Source organism: Aliidiomarina sedimenti (genome assembly GCF_003986955.1).
Taxonomy (GTDB): domain Bacteria; phylum Pseudomonadota; class Gammaproteobacteria; order Enterobacterales; family Alteromonadaceae; genus Aliidiomarina; species Aliidiomarina sedimenti.
Genome location: NZ_PIPN01000006.1, coordinates 91,828 through 109,384, shown reverse-complemented (window position 1 = coordinate 109,384; position 17,557 = coordinate 91,828). Strand labels below are relative to the sequence as shown.

Annotated in this window: 19 protein-coding genes; 13 read left to right on the top strand and 6 right to left on the bottom strand. The window is 52.9% G+C overall.

What is annotated here, in order from left to right:
- Positions 1-28: 28 nt before the first annotated feature.
- The 8 genes from yaaA (at position 29) to CWE12_RS12670 (ending at position 5,517) form a co-directional block, all read left to right on the top strand.
- Positions 29-805 carry a peroxide stress protein YaaA gene (gene yaaA, locus CWE12_RS12710; protein WP_126790085.1) on the top strand — a complete coding sequence of 259 codons (777 nt, stop codon included), beginning with the start codon at positions 29-31 and terminating at the stop codon, positions 803-805.
- Between the two features lie 11 nt (positions 806-816).
- A complete protein-coding gene (locus CWE12_RS12700) occupies positions 817-1,680 on the top strand; it encodes a DUF3014 domain-containing protein (RefSeq protein ID WP_157981978.1) in 864 nt (287 codons plus the stop codon).
- 15 nt (positions 1,681-1,695) lie between these two features.
- The gene (locus CWE12_RS12695) at positions 1,696-2,277 is read left to right on the top strand and encodes a 1-acyl-sn-glycerol-3-phosphate acyltransferase (RefSeq protein WP_126790084.1); all 582 of its coding nucleotides are present in this window, start codon (positions 1,696-1,698) and stop codon (positions 2,275-2,277) included.
- Positions 2,277-2,942 (top strand): hypothetical protein, encoded by a 666-nt coding sequence (locus CWE12_RS12690; protein ID WP_126790083.1) that lies wholly within the window; start codon positions 2,277-2,279, stop codon positions 2,940-2,942. Before CWE12_RS12695 ends, CWE12_RS12690 begins: the two co-directional genes overlap by 1 nt.
- A 125-nt stretch (positions 2,943-3,067) precedes the next feature.
- Entirely contained in the window at positions 3,068-3,532 is a 465-nt protein-coding gene (gene ribH / locus CWE12_RS12685) for a 6,7-dimethyl-8-ribityllumazine synthase (protein WP_126790082.1), read from the top strand.
- A gap of 11 nt (positions 3,533-3,543) precedes the next feature.
- On the top strand, positions 3,544-3,963 hold the full coding sequence (gene nusB, locus CWE12_RS12680) for a transcription antitermination factor NusB (protein WP_126790081.1): 420 nt from the start codon (positions 3,544-3,546) through the stop codon (positions 3,961-3,963).
- A 14-nt stretch (positions 3,964-3,977) separates the two neighbouring features.
- Complete coding sequence (gene thiL, locus CWE12_RS12675) at positions 3,978-4,955, top strand: thiamine-phosphate kinase (RefSeq protein ID WP_126790080.1); 978 nt, start codon at positions 3,978-3,980, stop codon at positions 4,953-4,955.
- Between the two features lie 88 nt (positions 4,956-5,043).
- Positions 5,044-5,517 carry a phosphatidylglycerophosphatase A family protein gene (locus tag CWE12_RS12670; protein ID WP_126790079.1) on the top strand — a complete coding sequence of 158 codons (474 nt, stop codon included), beginning with the start codon at positions 5,044-5,046 and terminating at the stop codon, positions 5,515-5,517.
- Here CWE12_RS12670 and dxs read toward each other — a convergent pair.
- Genes dxs through CWE12_RS12655 form a run of 3 tightly spaced genes read right to left on the bottom strand, consistent with a single transcriptional unit; the run spans position 5,512 to position 8,594 of the window.
- A complete protein-coding gene (gene dxs, locus CWE12_RS12665; RefSeq protein WP_126790078.1) occupies positions 5,512-7,374 on the bottom strand; it encodes a 1-deoxy-D-xylulose-5-phosphate synthase in 1,863 nt (620 codons plus the stop codon). The genes CWE12_RS12670 and dxs overlap by 6 nt on opposite strands.
- Before the next feature lie 3 nt (positions 7,375-7,377).
- Positions 7,378-8,292 (bottom strand): (2E,6E)-farnesyl diphosphate synthase, encoded by a 915-nt coding sequence (ispA, locus tag CWE12_RS12660; protein WP_198675759.1) that lies wholly within the window; start codon positions 8,290-8,292, stop codon positions 7,378-7,380.
- A gap of 47 nt (positions 8,293-8,339) precedes the next feature.
- Positions 8,340-8,594: an exodeoxyribonuclease VII small subunit gene (locus CWE12_RS12655; RefSeq protein ID WP_126790077.1), complete on the bottom strand. Its 255-nt coding sequence runs from the start codon at positions 8,592-8,594 to the stop codon at positions 8,340-8,342.
- A gap of 289 nt (positions 8,595-8,883) precedes the next feature.
- On the opposite strand from CWE12_RS12655, the gene pomA reads away from it, so the two are divergent.
- The 4 genes from pomA (at position 8,884) to CWE12_RS12635 (ending at position 12,514) form a co-directional block, all read left to right on the top strand.
- Positions 8,884-9,642, top strand: coding sequence for a flagellar motor protein PomA (gene pomA, locus CWE12_RS12650; protein ID WP_126790076.1), 759 nt, complete (start codon positions 8,884-8,886; stop codon positions 9,640-9,642).
- Between the two features lie 3 nt (positions 9,643-9,645).
- Positions 9,646-10,572, top strand: coding sequence for a flagellar motor protein MotB (locus CWE12_RS12645; RefSeq protein ID WP_126790075.1), 927 nt, complete (start codon positions 9,646-9,648; stop codon positions 10,570-10,572).
- A gap of 129 nt (positions 10,573-10,701) precedes the next feature.
- A complete protein-coding gene (gene thiI, locus CWE12_RS12640; RefSeq protein ID WP_126790074.1) occupies positions 10,702-12,177 on the top strand; it encodes a tRNA uracil 4-sulfurtransferase ThiI in 1,476 nt (491 codons plus the stop codon).
- The gene (locus CWE12_RS12635; protein ID WP_157981977.1) at positions 12,170-12,514 is read left to right on the top strand and encodes a VanZ family protein; all 345 of its coding nucleotides are present in this window, start codon (positions 12,170-12,172) and stop codon (positions 12,512-12,514) included. The genes thiI and CWE12_RS12635 overlap by 8 nt, the downstream gene beginning before the upstream one ends.
- On the opposite strand, the gene srmB is transcribed toward CWE12_RS12635, so the two are convergent.
- On the bottom strand, positions 12,511-13,734 hold the full coding sequence (srmB, locus tag CWE12_RS12630; RefSeq protein ID WP_126790072.1) for an ATP-dependent RNA helicase SrmB: 1,224 nt from the start codon (positions 13,732-13,734) through the stop codon (positions 12,511-12,513). The genes CWE12_RS12635 and srmB overlap by 4 nt on opposite strands.
- Positions 13,735-13,870: 136 nt before the next feature.
- Between srmB and CWE12_RS12625 the strand changes: the two genes are divergently transcribed.
- Positions 13,871-14,695: an HDOD domain-containing protein gene (locus CWE12_RS12625; protein WP_157981976.1), complete on the top strand. Its 825-nt coding sequence runs from the start codon at positions 13,871-13,873 to the stop codon at positions 14,693-14,695.
- 15 nt (positions 14,696-14,710) lie between these two features.
- Here CWE12_RS12625 and rdgC read toward each other — a convergent pair whose 3' ends face one another.
- Together rdgC and CWE12_RS12615 are read right to left on the bottom strand one after the other, a co-directional pair.
- Positions 14,711-15,607, bottom strand: coding sequence for a recombination-associated protein RdgC (rdgC, locus tag CWE12_RS12620; RefSeq protein ID WP_126790070.1), 897 nt, complete (start codon positions 15,605-15,607; stop codon positions 14,711-14,713).
- Between the two features lie 50 nt (positions 15,608-15,657).
- Positions 15,658-17,394: a sensor histidine kinase gene (locus CWE12_RS12615; RefSeq protein ID WP_126790069.1), complete on the bottom strand. Its 1,737-nt coding sequence runs from the start codon at positions 17,392-17,394 to the stop codon at positions 15,658-15,660.
- Positions 17,395-17,557 lie beyond the last annotated feature (163 nt).

The following is a 17,557-nucleotide window of genomic DNA, read 5'->3' as shown; positions in this document are numbered from 1 at the left end:
TTATTCAACTTCAGTGAGGCGGTTACCTATGTTATTTGTTGTTTCCCCAGCGAAAAATCTCGACTATCAAAGCCCGGCAACAACCGAGACCTATAGTCAGCCGCGGTTACTCGATGAGGCGGAACAACTGGTAAAGCGGGCGCGAACTTTATCGCCTCAGGAACTGGGTTCATTGATGAAAATCAGTGATAAATTAGCGGGTCTTAATGCTGCACGCTTTAGTGACTGGCAACGGCCGTTCACACCACAGAACGCGAAACAGGCAGTATTTGCATTTAACGGCGATGTGTATGCAGGGCTGGATGCGACTACGCTAGGCGCAGACGCGATTGACTATGCTCAAACGCACATGCGTATTCTGTCCGGCCTCTATGGTGTTTTGCGGCCACTCGATTTGATGCAGCCGTACCGGCTCGAGATGGGGACCAAACTCACTACCAGCCGGGGTAAAGATCTGTATCAGTTTTGGGGTGACCGGATTAGCGAACAACTGAATCAAGATCTGGCCAGTGCTGGCGATACAGTGTTGGTAAATCTCGCGTCCAACGAGTATTTTAAGGCTGTTAACAAGGGTAAATTGCAAGCAACGCTGGTAACACCTGTATTTAAAGACAGCAAAAATGGGCAGTTAAAGGTAATAAGCTTCTATGCTAAGAAGGCACGGGGCTTAATGGCGCGTTTTATCGCGGAAAACCAGCCAGCCGACGTGCAGGCATTAAAAGCCTTTAACAGCGCGGGATATAAATTCGATGCGGCGTTGTCTTCAGATACAGAGTTGGTATTTACCCGTCCAGAACAAATTTAAAGGATTTAGCCATGAGTGAACACGATCCTGCTCAATCGAACACGCCTAAGCGCGGCCTTATAACGCTTATTGCCCTTGCCCTGGTAATTTTATTACTGGTGGTTGTCGTTTTATGGTGGTCAGGTTCTGATGAGGAGCCGGATAGCCGCCAGTCAGTGCCGGTCGAGGTCAGTGAGCCTGAGCCATTACCGGACCCTGAGCCCGAACCTGAACCATTACCGGACTACATGCCCTTGCCTGAGCCTGATTCGACAGCAGACGTCGACCCTGAGCCAGACCCGGAGCCGGAAATTGAACTGCCAGAGCTGAATCAAAGTACGGAACCACTGTTAGCAGAGCTCGAAGAGCGCGAGCAAAATGTGCGTCCTTTGCGCAGTGAGCACCTGGTCCGTGATATGGTTATTTTTGTACATAACTTAAGCGATGGTGAGGTGATCCGGGAAAGCGCCGGTGTGAGTAGCCCTGACGCTCGTTTCACCACTCAGGAAGTCGATAACCAGTTGTATATCGACGAACGCAGCTTTGCCCGTTACGATGAGTTGGTAGACTGGTTTGTGAGCCTTGACAGCGAAGTGGTGGTCAACCTGTATGAAGCCTATCAGCCTTTGTTTGAACAGGCCTTTACTGAAATAGCCCATCCGGATGAGACATTTCAGGTACAGATTCAGGACGCCATCGATGTGCTGCTGGCGACCCCGGAACCTGAAGGACTGCTTGCCTTATCAGATGATAGTGTAATGTATACCTTTGCCGACCCGGATCTGGAGTCTTTGCCTGCGGCGCAGAAGCAAATGCTACGTTTGGGTCTTGAGAACCAGCGCAAAGTGAAGCGTAAACTGCGGGAAATTCGGGCGCGTCTCGAAGAACTCAATTAACAGGTACAGGCGCGTATGACACAACGAACGGCCGGTTTGCCAGTAAAAGCGAACCGTTTCCTTTACTGGTTGGGTGGCGTCGGGCTTCGTCTGCTCGGCGGCTGGAGAATTGAAGGGCAATTGCCAGACCTGGCGAAAGGGGTCATTCCTATCGCGCCACATACCTCCAACTGGGACTTCATGGTTGGTTTGATGGTGAAGTTTCGGTTAGGTTTGCAAGTTGCCTTTCTGGGTAAGCATTCGTTGTTTCGTTTTCCACTCAAAGGATTTTTCACTCGTATCGGTGGTATTCCGGTGGAGCGCGGGAAAGGGCAAGGGGTGGTCGACACCATGTGTGAAGCCTTTGCCAAACGTGACCAGCTAATTCTGGTAATCGCGCCGGAAGGCACCCGTAAGAAAGTAGCCGCGTGGAAAACCGGCTTTCTCCATATAGCCAGTCAGGCGAAAGTGCCTGTTATTCCAGTCGCACTTGATTATGCCCGTAAAGTGGTACGGATCGGCGACCCTATGGACGTTTGCGATAATATTCAGCTGGCGCTGGAAAAAGTGCAGGCATTTACCGGACAGGCGCAGGGCAAGAACCCGAGGAATGGTTAATGGAAAAACAGACTGAAAAGCGATCCGCCCCTATCAAGGTCAGCATGGTTGGGCCCTTGATCTTGAGCATGCTGCTATGGGCGTTCACGGCGACAGGGCAAAGCGATTTAACGCAATATGAAGCTCCCCAGGAATATCAGGACGACTGGCGCTTCGTGGTACTAAGCGAGAACGACAGTGTGGCCTATTACGGTGCCGCCCAGGCATCCCGCCGAATGTTGTATGAGACCTTAGGCTGGGGCTGGCCGACCTCGAAACAGACTCTGGAAAGCCATACCGACACCATTCAGTTCCATGTTCAGCAGCACAACGAGGGTGCAGCCTATACCTACGTCATTCTCGAACCCCAACACCGCCAGCTGCGCGGCGCATTGTTTATCAGTCGGGTGCAAGACCGCAGTGACGTACCCGGGTTTGATCCGGAAGACTATCAGTTTGAAATAACCTTTTGGTTAAATGAAGCGGGGCAATCCGCTCAACACAGCAACCGCTTAGTGGCCAACATAGCGCAGTGGGTGCGTGAAGAGTGGGACGTCGAGTCGGTCTTATTCCCGACTTCGCGGGCCAATATCTTTGCCCGCAATCAGTTTGAACAGAACAATTTCGAAATGGTTGCTGAAGATGCCGCTAGCAATGAGCTTTTGTACAGGTTTCGTGCGCGCTGATACGCAATGTGGTAAACTACGCGCCATTTTTAGACTGGGTTTGTCGCAACCGAGAGCATGAAAGCAGTCTGCGCAACCTGGTGTACTGGGTATTTTACGGTCAATGACCGTATTTAGGACATAAGATGAAGACAATTGAAGGTGGCGTTGCAGCGCCGGGTAAAAAATTTGCCATCGTGGTATCTCGTTTTAACAGCTTTATCGTCGACGCGTTACTGGAAGGTGCAGTAGGCACACTTCAGCGTATCGGCCAGGTCAACGCGGATGACATTACCGTGATTCGTGTGCCAGGGGCGTATGAGCTGCCGTTAACGGCGAAAAAAGCCGCAGAAAGTGGCCATTATGATGCCTTAATCGCGATTGGCGCGGTTATTCGCGGTGGTACACCACACTTTGACTTTGTTGCTGGTGAGGCGAACTCAGGTCTGGCTCAGGTTGCCATGCAATCCGGCATTCCGGTAGCTTTTGGTGTAATTACTACCGACACCGACGAACAGGCCATTGATCGGGCTGGCGTAAAGCACGGCAATAAAGGCTCAGAGGCTGCATTGAGCGCCCTTGAAATGGTCAACGTTCTGCAACAGTTGTAAGGATAATCATTGTGAAACCAGCAGCACGCCGTAAAGCACGTCGCTTGGCTATTCAGGCTATTTATTCATGGCAGCTTTCGAAAAACAGTATCAGTGATATTGAGGCTGAGTTTTTGACTGACAATGACGTTAGCAAGGTCGATGTTGATTACTTTCAGGATCTGATCCGGGGCGTCGCAACCCAGGCCAGTTCACTGGACGGCTCATTGTCGCCGTTTACCGACCGGCCGTTTGCGGATTTAGATCAGATCGAGCGGGCGATTTTGCGTGTCTCCGCCTACGAGCTGAAATTCCGCGTGGATGTGCCTTATAAGGTGGTCATGAACGAAGCGATTGAGTTAGCCAAAGCATTCGGCGCCGATGACAGCCACCGTTTTGTCAACGGCGTGCTCGACAAAGCGGTTGACAGTCTGCGTTCGGCGCGACAATAAAACTGGTTTGCGATATGTCTGTTCTTAGCGAGTTCGAACTAATCGAGCGTTATTTTCGTCATCATGGCCAGTCGCGCCGTGACGTTCAGCTCGCGCAGGGCGACGACTGTGCAGTGGTAAAAACCACGCCGGGCACAGAAATCGCGGTTACCACAGACACCATGGTAGCGGGCGTTCACTTTGATGACAAAGTGCCACCGCGCGCCCTTGGGCACAAACTGGTGGCGGTCAATCTGTCAGACCTGGCGGCAATGGGTGCTGAACCTGCATGGTTGTCGCTGGCGATTACCCTACCCAAAGCCGACCATACATGGCTGAGTGAATTCGCTGCAGGAATGCATGAACTGGCTGGTTATTACCATTGCCAGCTGATCGGCGGTGATACTACCCGTGGCCCGTTGACCTTAACCCTGACTGCTCAGGGCCTGCTGCCGGAAGGGCAAACCCTGGTGCGCCACGGGGCTAAACCAGGTGACTGGATATTTGTCAGTGGTACCTTAGGCGACGCCGCAGCTGCGCTTGCTGCGCAGCGTGACGATTTAGAGCTATCCAGCGCGGGTCAGAAAAAGCTCGAAGAGCGTCTCTTTTACCCCACACCGAGAGTGTCCTTAGGGCAGGCTCTACGCGGCATGGCGACCAGCTGTATTGATGTCTCGGATGGATTAGCGGCCGATCTGCAACATATTTTAAAACGTTCTGAGGTTGGCGGGCGTTTGTTTCTGACCCAACTGCCATACTCTGATACGCTCAACACATTGCCACTTGAGCAGAAACGTCACTACGCATTGCACGGTGGCGACGACTACGAACTTTGTTTTACCATTCCTGAAGAAATGCGTGGCTCGCTGGAAACCGCGCTGACCCATTCCGGGGTAGATATTACCTGTATTGGTCAGATCGACAGACAGCCAGGATTGCGTTTTTTTGATGGCGATAACGAAGTAACCGCCTCTGGATTAGGCTATCAACACTTTGGTATGGCTACACTTTAGTACCTGAAAGTAAGTCAAAACAAGTGAGAGCTGGGTAGCTTAACCCGGCTTATCTTTACTTCAGCGAACAGACGATAAGGACACCCGGATGAGTTACCGTCACCTGTTAAAAAACCCGCTTCATTTCCTTTCATTGGGGTTTGGTAGTGGCCTGTTCCCGAAGGCGCCAGGTACCATGGGGACAGTAGCCGCGATTCCGGTGGTGTGGCTGGCATCGTATCTGGGCACTACAGGCTTCATTATTGCCACGGTAGTGGCATTCCTGGTCGGAATCTACCTGTGTGGCTATACCGCTAAGGCAATGGGCGAGCATGATCACCCGTCTATTGTGTGGGACGAAATAGCGGGCTATATGGTGGCGATGATTGCAGTTCCAGTAAGCGTAAGCACCTTATTGCTGGCGTTTATTCTGTTCCGTATCTTCGATATTCTCAAACCATGGCCAATCCGTTACCTTGACCGCCATATGCATGGCGGCCTGGGCATTATGGTGGATGACATTCTGGCTGGTTTAGCGAGCCTGGCAATCATTCATGCAGTACTCGCTATGGGCTGGTTATAAGCGCTTTCGGATCGAGGCTTCAATACCTGCCGCATCAAGTTCCAGTTCAGCCCGTATTTCAGCCTGTGAACCATGTTTGATAAAGCTGTCCGGTAGGCCCAGCATAAGCAGTGGGGAAGGCTGTGGCTGAGCCATTAGCAATTCGGCGACGGCGCTACCAGCACCCCCGGCAACCGCATTTTCTTCCACTGTAACCAGCAAGTCGTGCTCAGCCGCGGCTTTTTTAACGGCCTCTGCATCCATCGGTTTGACAAAGCGCATGTCGATAACAGTGGCATCCAGCGCTTCGGCGGCCTGCATGGCTTCAGGCAGCAAGGTGCCGAAATTAAGGATCGCAACCTTACTCCCTTGGCGGCGCACGGTCGCCTTACCCAGTTCCATCGCCTGCAAAGACTCCAGTTCGCATCCTGTGCCGCTGCCGCGTGGATAGCGCACCGCAGCAGGTTGTTGCAGGTGGTAACCGGTATACAGCATCTGACGGCATTCGTTTTCATCGCTGGGTGTCATCACGACCATGTTTGGAATGCAACGCAGGAAGCTGATGTCAAAGGCGCCCTGATGGGTCGGTCCGTCGGCACCGACAATACCAGCCCGGTCAATCGCAAACAGCACCGGCAGGTTCTGCAGCGCAACGTCATGAATCAGCTGGTCATAGCCACGCTGTAAGAACGTTGAGTAGATAGCAACCACAGGTTTGCGTTTACCAATGGCAAGGCCGGCAGCCAGGGTAACCGCGTGTTGCTCGGCAATGGCCACATCGTAATATTGGTCAGGGAAACGTTGTGAAAACTCAACCATGCCAGACCCCTCGCGCATGGCGGGGGTAATAGCGACCAGCTTATCGTCCTCGCTGGCCATCTCACACAGCCAGTCACCAAAAATTTTCGAGTATGACGGCAGCCCAGGTTTACTGGCCGGCAATTGATTAATGGCGGGGTCAAACTTCGGCACACCGTGGTAGCCGATTGGGTCTTTTTCGGCTGGTTCGTAACCTTTACCTTTGCGCGTCACCACATGCAAAATTTGGGGCCCCTTCAGTGAGCGCATGTTCTCGAGGGTTTCCACCAGAGTGGTCACGTCATGGCCGTCGACTGGGCCGATATAGTTAAAGCCTAGTTCTTCAAAAATGGTGCCCGGGGTCACCATCCCTTTCATGTGTTCTTCGGCACGGCTGGCCAGTTCGCGGACTGTGGGCATACCGCGCAGCATTTTTTTCGAGCCTTCGCGCAGCGAGGTATACACCTTACCGGATAGCAAGCGGGCGAAATGATTGTTCAGTGCACCGACATTTTCCGAAATCGACATTTCGTTGTCGTTCAGGATCACCAGCATATCCGGTTTAATATCGCCGGCGTGGTTCATCGCTTCAAACGCCATCCCGGCCGTCATCGCGCCATCACCAATGACAGCGACTACCCGGCGGTTCTGACGTTCTTTCTCAGCGGCAATGGCAAGGCCTAAAGCGGCACTGATTGAGGTACTGGAATGTCCGACTGAAAGCACATCGTATTCGCTCTCATCGCGCCACGGGAAAGGGTGTAAGCCGTCTTTCTGGCGAATACTGGACAGTTCATCGCGGCGCCCGGTCAAAATTTTATGCGGATAGGCCTGATGACCGACATCCCAAACTAACTGATCAAAAGGCGTTTGATAGACTTTATGCAAGGCGACGGTCAGCTCAACCGTACCAAGACCGCTGGCCAGGTGGCCGGAACTTTGACTGACTGAACTTAGCAGGTACTGTCTTAACTCTTTACACACCTGGTCGAGCTTTTGCCGGGGCAACGCGCGCAGATCTGCAGGGGAGTCAATCAGACGTAACACAGGGTACTGTGTTGTAGAGGTGCTTTCAGTCATGAACTAACGGTCTCTTGTGATCAGGTAATGGGTGAATGCTGCTAATACCTCAGTATTGTACGGGATAGCATCCAGCGCGTGTAGCGCTTTTTGCGCTAACTCGGTGAGGTAGCTTTGGGCGCTAGCAAGCCCCATTAACGCTGGATAGGTGGATTTTTGCTGTTCGGCATCGGCGCCTTGTTGCTTGCCGAGGACCTGAGTGTCGCCGATAACATCAAGAATATCATCCTGAACCTGGAAGGCTAACCCGATCAAACGGGCCCACTGGCGCAGATGATGACTCGTCTCCAGCCAGCTCTGCTGGTCTGCCCTGGTGTTAGCTGCCACGTCACTGGCAAGCAAAAGGCCCAGTTCAACGGCAGCTTCGATGAGTGCACCAGTTTTATAGTGGTGAATACGTTCAAGGGTATCCAGGTCGACGTGGCGGTTGGTGGCCCGCAGGTCAAGCGACTGGCCGGCACACATACCCTGCGCGCCAGCTGCCTGCGCCAGCGTTCGTACCATGTTTAGCTGGACCACGGCACTGACACCCGGAAGCGGACGGCTGATTAGCTCAAAGGCGAGGCTCTGCAGTGCATCGCCGGCAAGAATGGCGGTCGCCTCGTCGAAGGCTTTATGGCAGGTTGCCTGACCGCGGCGGAGATCGTCGTCGTCCATCGCCGGTAGATCATCGTGAACCAGCGAATAGGCATGAATGCATTCAATCGCTGCCGCTGCCCCATCGAGGTTTTTCGCCTCGGCACCGAGCATTTCACCCACCGCGTAGACCAAAAATGGACGGACTCGCTTGCCACCCAGCAAGACGGCATAGCGCATGGCATCATGCAGGCGAGGGCAGACGGGATCGATGGCAGTCAGCTGGATCTGCAGGAAGTCACTGTGACGCTGGCGGTACGCCTGTAATTTGTCGCTAAGCACAGGATCCTCAGTCGTTGACGTCACGCTGTTGTCCGTCATCTGACTGGTCATGCTGACGGGGCCTCGTCATCGGACATAGGCTGCAGAGTTTCCTGTGACCCCTGGCGCACTAATACGCTGACTTTTTGCTCAGCCTGTTGCAGCTTTTGCTGACTGATACGCGACAACGCCACGGCACGTTCAAATTGCTGCAGGGACTGCTCAAGGGGCAAATCGCCTTGTTCGAGCTGGTTAACAATGTGTTCAAGCTCACTCATCGCTTGCTCGAAGGTTAACTCAGAGGTGTCTTTGCTATCAGTCATCAGATGTTCTCCACGGAATGCTGCCACATCGGTGTTGCAACACGGGCCGCCATGTTAATCTCGCAACCTTACAGAACCTGCAGGCTAAATTCAATTGCCAGCGTTGCCAGGCGTGCTCTGCACGGCTGCCAGTGGGCTTTGCGACTGAAGTAATTTGCAAAGAGTTAGTAAAGAAATAGACACGGGCGCCGATGAATTAACAGTACCGACAAAAATTGCGGTTGTTAGTGTAGCGCGGATGATGAAAAATAGCGCCTCTTCTTGAGACACACACAACGGGGAGATCTGTGTGGATATAGCAACAATAATCGGCATTATCGGGGCGCTCGCCTTCATTGCGATGGCGATGCTGTTCAACGGAGACATTGGGCTCTATGTGAATGTGCCGTCTATCTTTATCGTATTTGGCGGATCATTATTTGTCGCCCTGGCCAGCTATCCGTTAAGTCAGTTCCTTGGCGCGGGTAAAGTCGCCGTTAAGGCCTTCATTTTCCGTATTGAACAGCCCCAGGAGCTGATCGACAAAGCGGTGGAGATGGCTGATTCTGCGCGTAAGGGTGGTTTTCTGGCATTGGAAGAAACGGAAGTCCCCAACCCGTTTTTTCGCAAAGGCATTGATATGCTGGTGGATGGCCATGACGCCGAAGTCGTGCGCACTACCATGCAAAAAGACATTGATTTGACCTATGACCGACACGACCGTGGCGCCAATATTTTCCAGACTATTGGCGATGTGTCGCCAGCGATGGGGATGATAGGGACGCTGATCGGTCTGGTTGCGATGCTGGCTAACATGGATGATCCAAAAGCGATCGGCCCGGCTATGGCGGTCGCCTTGCTGACCACGCTGTACGGTACTTTCATCGCCAACATTATCTGTGTGCCGATTGTGAACAAACTTAAACTGCGTATGGAACAGGAAAAACTGAATCAGGAACTGATGCTGGATGCAGTGCTTGGTATTCAGGATGGCCAGAACCCGCGTATTATCGAATCGCTGTTAAAGAACTACCTCGCTTCGTCGAAGCGTGTGGAAGAGGAGCGTTAAGCTATGGCTCTGCCGGAACCGCAAAAAAAGTGCCCTAAGTGCCCACCGAAAGGTCTGGCGCCCTGGATGGCTACCTTCGCGGATCTGATGGCACTGCTATTATGCTTTTTCGTCCTGCTGCTGGCTTTCAGTGAAATGGATGTGCTTAAATTCAAGCAGATTGCGGGCTCGATGCAGTATGCCTTCGGTGTGCAGAATCGCATTGAAGTGGAAGACATTCCCCGCGGTACCAGCGTGATTGCCCAGGAGTTCAGTCCGGGCCGTCCGACGCCGACGCCGATTGAAACTATCCAGCAGGTCACCAGCGACATGACCGAGTCGACTCTGGACTTCCAGGACGGTGAGGACGACTATGTGGGTGGACCGCAACAGGAAGAAGGCGGTGAGGCGGAGCCTGAGGAGCAGTCTCCTGAGCAAATGGATATGATGCAGATGCAGGAGCAGACTGACCAGGCAATGAACCGCATCCGCGAAGAAATGGAACAGGAAATTGAAGACGGTGCATTAGAGCTGGAAAACCTGGGTCAGCAAATTATCATTCGGGTGCGCGAACAAGGCACGTTCCCACAAGGGTCAGCCTTCCTGCAGCCGCAGTTCCGTGGCGTGATTCGTCGCATTGGCGAAGTGCTGAATGATATTCCGGGTGAAATTACCATTTCAGGACATACAGATAATCGTCGTATTCGTTCAGAAATGCACAGTTCTAACTGGGATTTATCCAGTGCACGCGCCGTGGCGGTGGCTGAAGAAATGCTCAATGTCGAGAATTTTGAAGAGAGCCGTCTGACCGTTCGTGGTCTGGCCGATACGCGCCCATTGGTCCCTAACAACAGCGATGATAATCGTCGTCGCAACCGCCGCGTTGAAATTTCAATTCTGCAGGGCAGTGCGATGGAGTCACGACCAATCAGCACTCAACAAGGCAACTAGCCGACTCCCCCCGTTTTTTGTATAATTGCCTGCCATTGGATGGCCTTGCCGGTTTAACCGGCAGGGCCATCGTCGTTGTAGCATCTTGCTGTCCTAAGATGCCGTGCACACCCCAGGTTAGGTATTTCCATGAAGTATATTGTTCGGTTGCAGGCCGAAATTACGGTTAAAAGCAAATCAGTGCGCTCGCGTCACGGTAAACTGCTGACCGCGAATTTGCGTATTCAGCTGAAAGCGCTGGATCCGCTGATTAAAGTAAAATGGCTCTGGGATCGCATCGAAGTTGTGTTGCCCGAGCAACCCTCTGACGCCCTCTCGACCGCCGTGGTTGAGCGTTTACAGTCAACTCCGGGCGTGCTTCATTTTGAACGTGTGCAGTATCATCCACTGACGGATTTCGAGACTTTGCTCGACTGGGTTCTCAGCTTCAAGCGTGCTCAGTTAGTGGGTAAGTCATTTGCTATCCGGGTCAAACGCAAAGGGCATCATTCGTTTTCCTCCCAGGACCTGGCGCGCTATATAGGCGGCGGTGTGAAGGAACGGGTCGAAGGCACTCAGGTGAAGTTAAAAGGTGCCGAGGAAGAAGTGGTACTGATGATCGCTGAAGACGACGTATTCCTGGTTGAACGGCGTTTTGCCGGTCTCGGCGGGTTTCCGTTACCAAGTCAGGAAACTGTGCTGTCGCTGATGTCAGGCGGGTTTGATTCGACAGTCTCGAGCTATCAGATGATCAAGCGGGGGGCACGCACCCATTACTGCTTTTTTAACTTAGGCGGCGACCTGCATGAGGCAGGAGTGCGTGAAATCTCCTACTATCTGTGGAAGCGTTTTTCACCGACCCATCCAGTGAAGTTCGTAAGCATTGACTTTGCGCCACTGGTGGATGTCATTCTCACTCATGTTGACAATGGCCTGATGGGCGTCGTTTTGAAGCGCACCATGTTGCGGGCTGCTGCGCTGGCCACTCGCTATGTTAATGCCCAGGCGCTGGTCACCGGTGAAGCGATGGGGCAGGTATCGAGTCAGACCCTGAGCAACCTGGCGGTGATCGACGAAGTCACCTCGAAGCTGGTGTTACGGCCGCTGATCGCGATGGATAAGCAGGATATTGTTGATATCGCCCGCCGCATTGGCACTGAACCTTTGGCCGCCGCGATGCCAGAGTATTGTGGCGTGATTTCGAATAAGCCAACGGTCAAAGCGGATCTGGAGAGAGTGAAGCAGGCCGAGCAGGCGATCACCGACGAAATGATTGAAGCTCAGGTCTATAATGCAGAGGTCATCGATATTCGCCAACTGCATGACGCCCAGATGGAAAAAGTGTCCCTGGCGGCAGCGGTGAACGATACAAGCTTAGAAAAAGTGATTCTGGATATTCGCAGCAATGACGAAGTTGAACAGGCTCCGTTGCAGAATACCGAATACTCAGTTGAACATTTACCATTTTTTAAACTCGAATCTGCCTTTGCAGGGCTTCCAAAAGACCGTCAATATTTGCTTTACTGCGATCAGGGAATTATGAGCCGAATGCAGGTGCTGCATTTGCGCGAACTTGGCTACACCAATGTGGCGGTTTATGAACGAGCGGAGAAAACTGTTGAATAGCGTAGTAGCGCGAACTCTTTTTGTATTTACTCTTTGTCTGGTCTCGGGATTGTTTTTCTGGCAGTCGCCACCCGCAGGCCCCACATCAGTGGCTCACCTTGATAAGGTGGTTCACTTTGGGCTGTTCTTTGTGCTGGCAGCGAGCATGCAGTACGCCTTTCGTCTGCGCTACCTATGGTCATTGAGCTGGCTGTTGCTGTATGCGGTTGCGATTGAATGGATTCAGCATTATATACCGGGCCGCGGTGCCGATGGCTGGGATGTCGTGGCGGACATGGCTGGGGCATTGAGTTTCTTCATTGTTTTCAGCTGGTATAAACAAAAACGCCGCAATTAGCGGCGTTTTTGTTTGCTGGATGGCTTTTTCTTTGCCGTCGCTTTCTTCTTTTTACTCTTTCCGGGCTGTGGAAACTTGTATTGCGGGCGCAGCTCTTTAATCACCCGACGTTCGATTTTCTCGCCAAGATAACGTTCGACCCGACCCAGCATATCCGCATCATGGGCTTCTACCAGCGACACAGCGAGCCCTTTGCGACCCGCGCGACCCGTGCGGCCGATACGGTGGACAAAGACATCGGCGCGGCGCGGCAAGTCGAAGTTAACCACCAGTTGCACGTCATCAACATCAATCCCGCGCGCGGCGACATCGGTTGCGACCAGCACCGCATTCTTGCCCTGGGAAAAGTCTGCCAGCGCCTGATTGCGCGAATGCTGCGGCATGTCACCATGAAGCATGCTGACCCGGTATTTCAGAGCACGTAGCTGCTCGGTCAGTGCCAGTACCCGCTCTTTGGTTTTAACAAACACCAGCACCGACTGAGTATGTTCATTCAGCAATGCCTGCAGTAACTGGGTCTTGTGTTCGAGGGTGTCGGCCTGATGCAGCCACTGCGTGATCTTGCCACGCTCGCGCTTTGGCGGTTGGGCATCGATATAGACAGGCTCCAGCAGGGTACTTTTACTGAAGCGCTGAATAGCAGCGCCTTCCAGCGTGGCGGAGAAGAGCAGGCGCTGGCGGACATGGCGGGCTTCCGCCAGAATACTGCTGACGGCATCGGTGAAACCCATATCCAGCATACGGTCGGCTTCATCCAGAATCAGCCATTCGATATCTTCAGCGGAAAAGCGCTCCTGACCGAGGTAGTCAAGCAAACGCCCCGGTGTGGAAATGACAATATCCAGGTTGCTTTCAAACGCACTCAGGTGACTGCCGAAATTGACCCCGCCGGTCACCAGTAAGCTCTGATGGCCGGTGTGTTGACAGATAATCGCCGCCTGCTCGTGGATTTGTGCAGCCAGTTCCCGGGTCGGTGCTAACACCAGTACCCGCGCACTGCCTGGTTCGCTGCGCGGAAAATCCAGCAGGTGCTGGAACGCTGGGACCAGATAGGCCAGGGTTTTACCGGTCCCGGTCGGGGACGACGCCAGGATGTCATGCTCCGCCATCGCCTCAGGAATAACCTGTTGCTGGATGCGGGTCGGCATTTTATGGCCGAGTTGCAACATGGCTTCTATCAATTCCGGGGCGATGTCGAGATCGTGCCAGCTTGGAGTCATGGATATCAGGTGCCTTTCAATGAGTAAATTGGTGGCTATTTTATCCTGTTTTTGTGACGACGGCGATGCTTGCGTTCACAATCAATCCACGACAAACTATGCCTCTTGCGAATAGTCCAGAATACACATGGTAGCTATGCATACTTATACGGATTTATTGAACCAGGTTAGTCAGCAGTTAGAGGATGACAGCATTAAGCTGCCAGGCTTGCCCGAAATCGCGATTCAGGTGCAGCAGGCGGTCGCCGATCCCATGATGACATTACCCAAACTGTCAGCGATCATTGCACGCGATCCGGCCTTAAGTGCGCGTCTGGTGCGGATCGCAAACAGTGCCTGGCTGGGGCGCCCGGTAAAAGCAGAAAATCTGCCGCAAGCCGTTATGCGGCTGGGGTTCTGGCAAATCCGTAATGTCGCATTGGCGATGGCGCTGGAAGGGTTGTATGAAGCGCAGGATGCGATGGTCAAGGACGAACTGCGTGAGGCGTGGCGACAAAGCCTGGATCTGACCGCTGCCGCGGTCACCTTACTCAATCATTATCCGGGCGAAATGGATTTGCATAGTCATACACTTGCTCTGGCCTGCAGCTGCAGCCGGATTGGCGTGTTGCCGCTGCTCAGTGTGGTTGAACAGGACCAGCTGAGTGATATTGAGGATTATTATGCGGCGAAACAGGTCCTGGCAGTGCCTCTGGGAACTAAAGTGTTAACCAGCTGGCAATTCAGCACCGATATTATTCGTTTACACAAGCAATGGCGTGAAGGGATCGGCAGCTTACAGCCGTCGTATCTGAGTTTTATGCAGCTGGCCGGAGTTTTGACCGGGCAGATCAAGGTTACGGATGAAAAAGAGTTGCTTAAAATGTATGCCAGCAGTGGCTGTATCACCCGTCCGGGTGTCTGGCAGCAGCCTGCGGTGCAGGCTGACTACCAAAGCATTCTAAGTGCCTTACGCGACTAGCAGGACGCTGCTGCGTTAACTTTCCGTCAAAGCTTGGTCAAGGGCATCCAGTAAGGCATTGCATTCCAGTGCCATCAGACTGAAGTCTGCATCCAGCTGGTCTGCTTTATCAGCGCCCGCCATGTCGTCGTTTTTCTCTTTGACCACATCACTGAACTGCAAACGCTTAATAGCAAAGTCATCTTCGAGAACGAAATTCATGTGCTCGTCCCATATCAGGCCAAGCTTGGTCGCCACTTTGCCGTGTTGCAAATGACTTTGAATTTCTTCACTGGCCAGTTCCTGCTTTTTCAGCCGCACCACAGCAGGTTCATCGCCGCTGCCTTTCAGTTCAGCATCACCGCCCAGTTCGAACGGGGCAGGGGCACTTTGCTGTTCCAGCCAGGTGGTGAAAAAGGTCTCGGCAGCCTGCTCAGCACCCCAGGGTTTGACCGGTAACGAGCCAATGGCACCGCGCAGCAGCGCGCTAAAGTCTTCGGCTTTGTTGCTTGAGGAGGCATCCACAAAGAGCCGCTGTCCTTTCACATCAAGGTATGCCCATTGGGTACTGAAACGGCTAAACGCCTGCGGCAGCATCTGGTGGACGATGTCTTCTTTCAATGCGCTGCGTTCTTTCTTTGGCATAGGCCGGGCGTATTCCTCGGCATAGGAGCGGGCCTTTTCATCCAGCTCCGCATTAATCGCACTGGCTGGCAGCACTTTTTCTTCTTTGCGCGCACACAACAAAATATTATCGCCGATGGCGTGATGCAACACTTCACTCTGCTCGCCGAATGGGGAGACAAAGCCAAAGCTGGCCAGTTGATGGCGCTGGCACGGCTGATAAAGGTACTCAGCAAGGCTGCTGTCAAAATCAGCGGGGACGGCAAAAGGTTGGGTAAACTGGTACACGCGCAGGTTTTTAAACCACATGGGGTTACTCCGGAAACAAGGGTTAGGTTGGGGCGAGCAGGCATTGTAGCCTAGTGATCGAGCACTTCAACGGGAAAATGGAAATCATAACGTAAACCTTTGCCGGGAGCGCTATGAGCGGTGATGTCACCGTGCAGTGTCTGGCACACAAGGTTACGGATAATATGGGTGCCAAGACCGCTGCCGCCGTCATTGGGTCTGGTGGTGAAAAACGGGTCGAACAGGTGGTCAAGGTTATCCTGAGTCATGCCGTTGCCGTTGTCCTGAAAGGTGCAATTGAGGGTGTCGTTGTGGACCCGCAGGCGGATGCGGATCACGCCTTCGTCGATGCCATCAAACGCATGCAATAACGAATTCAGGATCATATTGGTCAGAATCTGTGCCAGCGAACCGGCCAGGCAGCGAATACGCACGTCGGTTTCGCATTCAACTTTGACCTCATGGCGGGTGTGCTTTAATTTCGGTCGCAACGACTGAACCACGCCGTCTACGTACTCGCATATGCCGATCTCTCGCATGGCGTCCGAGGTCTGGTCCACGGCCACCTGTTTAAAGCTTTCAATCAGGTCTTTCGCCCGGTTCAGGTTACTATCCAGTAATTGCACACTTTCACGGCCGTCGGCGATGAAGTGACCTAACTGACTTTGGGTCAGACTTTTATCATCGAGCGCAATGGCGAGCTGCTCGAGACGGTCAGCAAGGAACGAACTGGCGGTTACACCAATCCCGATCGGCGTATTAATATCATGTGCAATACCAGCAACCAGGCCCCCAAGCGAGGCCATCTTCTCTGATTCAACCAACTGGCTTTGCGCCCGTTGCAGGGTTTCGAGTGATTCTTTGAGTCGCTGGTTGGTTCGTTTTAGGGTACTTTCGGTCAGCTTCCGCTGGCGAATTTCCTGCTCCAGCTTGTACTGGCGTTGCTCCAGTTCGTGGCGTCGGTTTTCCAGGTCCATCATCAGATGGCTAAGGCGAGACGTTTTACGCGCAACCTCCTGTTCCAGCAGGTTGTTCTGTGCGTCCAGTTGCTGATTGGCGTGGCGCAGCTTTTGTTCAGTCAGGTGGAGGTCGGCCTGGTGGCTTTGCAGGTTATCGATAAGCCGGTTGTAGGCGTCTTCCACCTGGGTGAACTCGTTGTTGTGCTGGTCTTTGAGGTGAATACGCGAGTTATCCAGATCATCGATATGAAAGGTTTCAATTTGCTTGCTTAACTGCTGGAAAGGGCGGCTGAGCAGGCGGCTGAACGCGAGCGAGAAAATCAGAATAAGCAGGGTGCTTTTGATAATGGCATTGCCGATGAGGAACGCCAGACTCACTTTGAGCCGGTCAATGGCAACATTGCGGTTGGAAAAAATGGCCACATCGCCGACCCGGGTTGATTGCCCGGAGAACTCAAAAATAAGCGGGCTGAAATGGCCAAATACACCATTTTGTTCGGTCAGGTTAACCGCTTCATTCTGATCGCCGGGTAACTGGGCAGGCTCGAAGGTGGTGCCTGACTGAACCAGAATACTGCCTTCGTCGTCGCGGATAATAACGCCGCCAATCGAGGGGATATTAATTAAACCTTCGGCGATGGCATTGATTTGTGGGGAATTGAATTCCCATAAGGCACGGGTCAGGCTGCCAGCAAAGGTGTGCTGCTGGTTTTCCAGCTCTGCGACAAGGTAACGTTTGGTATTAAAGTACTCGCCTGCGATGTGCACGCAGGTAATCATGAAGGTGAGTAAAAAATATACCGACAGGACACGAGTAAGCAGTGACCGGGAAATTTGCTGATTCTGCATCACTTGGCCAACCCTGCCGTGAAAACATCTATTGTCATGCCCTAAACCCTGGCTACCTGATTAAAGTTCTTCTTATGGTCGATGCAGGTTTACTCTACCAAGCTGACCAAGGGGCGCAACTAATTTTTTTAACAATTGATGACACAAGCGTTTAACAACTCAT